The organism is Cupriavidus sp. GW822-FHT02D05 (assembly GCF_058802485.1).
This window is the reverse complement of the sequence record NZ_JBXAOE010000070.1, coordinates 1-3,941: the sequence shown is the minus strand read 5'-3', so window position 1 is coordinate 3,941 and position 3,941 is coordinate 1. Positions and strand designations below refer to the sequence as shown.

Annotated in this window: 3 protein-coding genes; 2 read left to right on the top strand and 1 reads right to left on the bottom strand. The window is 64.9% G+C overall.

Going from position 1 to position 3,941, the window contains the following annotated elements; genetic code table 11:
* Positions 1 to 168 precede the first annotated feature (168 nt).
* Complete coding sequence (locus AC1RQK_RS40315) at positions 169 to 1,707, bottom strand: hypothetical protein (RefSeq protein ID WP_492374650.1); 1,539 nt, start codon at positions 1,705 to 1,707, stop codon at positions 169 to 171.
* Positions 1,708 to 2,036: 329 nt separating this feature from the next.
* Between AC1RQK_RS40315 and AC1RQK_RS40310 the strand changes: the two genes are divergently transcribed.
* Complete coding sequence (locus tag AC1RQK_RS40310; protein ID WP_492815234.1) at positions 2,037 to 2,789, top strand: sulfite exporter TauE/SafE family protein; 753 nt, start codon at positions 2,037 to 2,039, stop codon at positions 2,787 to 2,789.
* A gap of 66 nt (positions 2,790 to 2,855) precedes the next feature.
* Complete coding sequence (locus AC1RQK_RS40305) at positions 2,856 to 3,788, top strand: ornithine cyclodeaminase family protein (RefSeq protein ID WP_492815232.1); 933 nt, start codon at positions 2,856 to 2,858, stop codon at positions 3,786 to 3,788.
* Positions 3,789 to 3,941 lie beyond the last annotated feature (153 nt).

The window sequence follows — 3,941 nt, the reverse complement described above, 5'->3', positions numbered from 1 at the left end:
AGGTTGTGGGGACTGCGTAGCGTGGTCCGGGTGGCTTTAGCCGTGCCATCCGATACCTTTATGTAGATTGTATACTATCTACTGTTTTTGTGAAGAGAGTATTCGCGCTTCAGGAATAAAAAAGCGAGGCACGGATGGCCTCGCTTCTTGCCGCTCAGTGCGACAGGTTCAGCGCCAGAGGAACATGGCGCAAACGGTGGATACGCACAGCCCGATCAGCACCGGCAACAGCAAGGCGCGCACCGCATCGAGCACCGGCACCCGGGCAAATCCGGCCACCGCAATCAGGGAGGACCATGCGATCAGCGTGCCGCCGCCCGTCCACACCGCGCCCATCTGCCCGATTGCCGCCAGCGTGGCGGAATCGAATCCCACCACCGGGCCCAGCGCGCCGGCCAGCGTGCCGGTCAGCGGCAAGCCGGCAAAACCCGAGCCGTCGATGCCAGTGATCATGCCCACCAGCAGCACGCCGAACGCCACCAGCACATGGTTATCCGGAATCATGTGCTGGTAAGCCTGGATCAGCTCGAACAGCAGGCTGGGGGCTTTGTCGGCGCTGACGCCCAGGATCTGCGCCGCGGTCTCGCCGGCGCCGACAAAGAAAAAGCCGGCGATTGGCAGCACCGAGCCCATGGCCTTGAAGGCGAAGACAAAGCCATCGGTGATGTGCTCGGGGCACACATCGAGCATCTTGCGCGGGCCTTCCGCCGCCAGCGTGGCCAGCATCATCAGCAGCGCCGCAACGCCGCCAACCAGCGCGGCCGCATCGCCGCCCTTCAACTCCGGCAGGCCCGAACCCATCTTCGGCAGCACCATCACGGCCACCACCGCCAGGAAGGCCAGCGGCGTCACCACCGCGAAGCACTTCGACCACTTGACGCGGCGCAGCGCCACCATGGCCAGGCTGCGCTCGATATTGGCATCGGTGACGAGTGGCTCGTCGTGCTCGGTGCCGCGCGCGATCTCGGCCTTGTCGAAGGTGCCTGCGTGCTCGGCCTTTTCCACGGCGCCGCCCGCGCGCGCTTGCCAATGGGTCAGCAAGGCGCCGCTGGCAGGCACGATGTGCTTGCGCATCGACAGATAGGCCAGGGTCAGCGCGATGGCGCCGGTAATGATCGACAGTACCAGCGCGCGATCAGCGACCACCACCGCGCTGACCGCGGCGCCGGCTGCCTTGGCGCTGATCCCCGGCGCCACGCCAATCACATAGTCGGACGACAACGCCATGCCCTGCCCCGCAATCGCGATGGCCATGGCGCCCGCCAGCGGCGGCAGGCCAGCCGCGATCGCTGCCGGCAGCAGGATGGCCGAGACCAGCGGCACCGCCGGCGTGGGCCAGAAGAACAGCGAAATCACGTAGGTAATGCCGGCCAGGATGAAGAACGCGGAATGGCCGTTTTTCATCACCACCCGGAACGGCTCCACCATGCGGATATCCGAGCGCAGCGTCTTCAGCGAGTTGAGCAGCGCCGTCATGAAAGCGATGACCAGGAAGATGTTGAACAACTCCTTGGCCGCCACCAGGCTTGCCGAAAAAATGCCTCCCAGCGCCGAGACCGGGCTACCGGTCAGCGCGAACACCACCAGAAACGTACCCAGAATCGACGGCACGACCACATTGGCTCGCAGGATCATGGTCAGGACGATCACCGCCACGCCTGCCAGGTAGATCCAGTGTGCTGCGCCAATCACCGCTTCGTGTTGCATGTATTCCCCTTGGATCTTTATCTGTAGAGACCATCGTTTTTGTCTTGCGGGGCTATGGCTGCCCCATGAACGTATACTATATTCTTGATCTGCATCAAAACAAGCGAAATCTACCGGGACTAGGGAATCCACCCAATCTGGTGCAAACCCTTATTTTTCGCGCTAAAACAGGGATGGCAGGCACCTTTTGCGAGCCAGCGGCGTCCATTCGGCCTATTCAAGATGTCTTCCACTTGAATTTTATGTAGACTGTATACCAATTAATCGCACCATCAATATGCCATCGCCGATGGCGCAGCGTGCGATCCCTGACTTCAATCCAAGCCGCCATGACACTTTCCACCCTTCTTCCCGCCGGCACCACCGCCTGGCAATTCGGCCTGATGGGTGCGCTGATCCTGTGCGGCGCCTGCCTGCAAGGCGTGGGCGGGATCGGCTTCTCGATGGTGTCGGCGCCGGTGGCCGTGCTGTTTTTCCCGCAACTGGCCCCGGGCCCCTTGCTGGCCATGGGCGGGCTGGTCTCGTTGCTGGGTGCGATACGCGAGTTCCGTGCCATTGCCTGGCGCACGGCGGGCAATGCGCTGGCTGGCCGTGCGGCGGGCACGGTGGTGGCGGTGGCGGCGATGACGCAACTGCCAGCCGAAGTGCTGGCGCTGGTGTTCGCGCTGTCGATCCTGGCTGCAGTGTCGCTGAGCCTGCTGGGCTGGCGGGTGCAGGCATCCGGCCTGAACATGGCGGTGGCGGGTGCCGCCTCCGGCTTCATGGGCACGGTCACCTCGGCGGGCGCGCCGCCCTTTGCCATCGTCATGCAGCACCTGCCGCCGCCGCAATTGCGCGCCACCATCGGCTGCATCCTGTGCGCCGGTGCGGCGTTTTCGCTAGCCATGCTGGCTGCCGCCGGCCGTTTCGGGCTGGTGGACCTGTGGCTCAGCCTGAGCCTGTCGCCCATGCTGCTGATCGGCTTTGCGGTGTCCAATCACCTCAAGAACCGCTTTTCGGCCAAGGCCGTGCGCAAGCTGCTGCTGGCGCTGTGCACGGCCGGCGCCATTGGCGTACTGGTCAAGCTCGCCCTGCCCGCCTGACGCCACACCTCGCCTCACCTTAGACCCTACGCTCCCCTCCATTCCCGCTACGCCAGGAAACAGACCATGCTGCATATCACCGATGAGATGATCGACCGCCACGTCAGCCCCGCTGACGCCCAGCAAGTGATGCTGGACGCTTTCCGCAGCTTCGGCCAAGGCAAGGCCGCCATGCAGGAGCGTATCCGTACCGAGGCCGGCGGCGTCAAGCTGTCCACGCTGGGCGCGGTGATTCCCGAGCAGCAGGTGGCCGGCGCCAAGGTCTACACCACCATCAAAGGACAGTTTTCCTTTGTCATCCTGATCTTCTCCACCGAGGACGGCCGGCCGCTGGCATCGTTCGATGCGGGCGCGATCACCCGGCTGCGCACCGCTGCCTGCTCGGTGCTGGCCGCCCGGCACCTGGCGCGGCCGGGAGCCGAAGTGCTGGCGCTCTTCGGCGCCGGCACGCAAGGCGTGCAGCATGCCCGGCAGCTCGCCGCCGCCCTGCCGCTCAAGCGCATCCTGCTGTCCGACCCGTATGCCGATGCCGCCATGCCCGAGCGCCTGGCGCGGCACTGCGGCATCCCGGTCGACCTTGCCGAGCCGGACCTGGCCGTGGCCCAGGCCGACATCGTGGTCACGGCCTCGCGCTCCACCACGCCGTTGTTCTCCGGCCATTCCCTCAAGCCCGGCGCCTTCGTCGCGGCCATCGGGTCCAGCCTGCCGCACACCCGCGAGCTGGACGACGTGGCGCTCTCCCGCGCGGCCCGGCTGGTAGTGGAGTGGCGCCCCCAATCCATGCGCGAGGCCGGGGACATCGTGCTGGCGGATCCCGCCGTGCTGCCGGCCGACAAGGTCGTCGAGCTAGCCGATGTGGTGACCGGCAGCGTGAAGCCGCGCGGCAATGACACGGACATCCTGATCTACAAGTCCGTGGGCGTGGGACTGGAAGACGTGGCGCTGGCGGGCTTCGCCTACCGGCAGATCGAGGCCGCGGGTGAAGCCAGAGCCGCTTGATTCACGTTACGTGGGCCTGCCGGCATGCGGCCTGCATATTGTCACCATCGACCACTACCCCTTTCTTCTAATTGTAGATAGTATACAATTATCAAAACGATGACCGGTCAAGCAGATCGCTTCCGGACGATGCTACGCAGTCCCCCACAACCC

Coding starts and splice junctions, on each gene's coding strand:
- AC1RQK_RS40315 (WP_492374650.1), bottom strand. CDS start 1,707: ATGCAACACGAAGCGGTGATTGGCGCAGCACACTGGATCTACCTGGCA.
- AC1RQK_RS40310 (WP_492815234.1), top strand. CDS start 2,037: ATGACACTTTCCACCCTTCTTCCCGCCGGCACCACCGCCTGGCAATTC.
- AC1RQK_RS40305 (WP_492815232.1), top strand. CDS start 2,856: ATGCTGCATATCACCGATGAGATGATCGACCGCCACGTCAGCCCCGCT.